The sequence below is a fragment of the Paraburkholderia sp. CNPSo 3272 genome (genome assembly GCF_024206495.1).
Classification (GTDB): domain Bacteria; phylum Pseudomonadota; class Gammaproteobacteria; order Burkholderiales; family Burkholderiaceae; genus Paraburkholderia.
In genome coordinates this window covers 1-1,010 of sequence record NZ_JAMBPQ010000101.1, presented here as the reverse complement: position 1 = coordinate 1,010, position 1,010 = coordinate 1, and the positions used below count along the sequence as shown (strand labels likewise).

The following is a 1,010-nucleotide window of genomic DNA, read 5'->3' as shown; positions in this document are numbered from 1 at the left end:
TGAAGGCGGCGTAGCCCGGCATACGAGTAACCCGCGGAGATGCTAGGCAACGGATCTCATCCGACTTGCGTCAGTAGATAGCGGCAGGCTCATCGGACGGACCACTGTAATGCGGTACCCAACCCGCGGATATCAGCGTGATTCACCGTCGAGATTTACTGCTACGCCGCCCTCAGGAAATTCAGATTGCGTGCAACTCAAACAGGCAAAAACGATCCCGATTGACACGCGGAGTCATATCAGCATCTGGTTGCGCCACGATCTGGAGACCATGTCGAAGCGCCTGAAGGCCCTGGAAGCCAAATCCGCCCAGGAGGGGTTGGTGTTGACCGAGGCGCAGCTCGTCGCGCTCGAACGCGCCAAGCACGAGAAGGAAGTGCACGGCGAATTCGAGTCCGAATGTCCAGGCTACTGCGGCGCGCAGGATACGTTCTATGTCGGCAACCTCAAGGGCGTAGGCCGTGTCTACCAGCAGACCTTCGTCGACACCTACTCGAAAGTTGCATTCGCCAAGCTCTACGATCGCAAGACGCCCTTGCCGGCGGCGGACCTGCTCAACGATCGCGTTGTCCCGTTCTTCGACGGCTTCGGCATCCCGCTGCTACGCGTGCTGACAGATCGCGGCACCGAATACTGCGGCAACCCCGAGCATCATGAATACGAGCTGTACCTGGCTTTGGAGGACATCGACCATACCCGAACAAAGGCCAAGTCGCCGCAAACCAACGGGATCGTCGAGCGACTGCACAAGACCATGCTCAACGAGTTCTACCGCATCGCTTTTCGCAAGAAGATCTACGAATCGATTGCCACCTTGCAGACGGACCTTGATGCGTGGCTCGACCAGTACAACAATGAACGGGAGCATCAGGGGCGTTGGTGTTACGGCAAGACACCGATGTGCACCTTTCTCGATTCGCTGGAATTGGCCAAGGAGAAACTCATTCCCCATTGATCGCTTCCTTTCTATCGGCCCGACTACCTGTCAGATCGAGTCCCGGCTAATACAC

Annotated in this window: 1 pseudogene; it reads left to right on the top strand. The window is 57.3% G+C overall.

What is annotated here, in order from left to right:
• Positions 1–241: 241 nt before the first annotated feature.
• Positions 242–955 (top strand): annotated as a pseudogene (locus tag M3I53_RS37955) (integrase core domain-containing protein); the annotation flags it as partial.
• Positions 956–1,010: the final 55 nt, after the last annotated feature.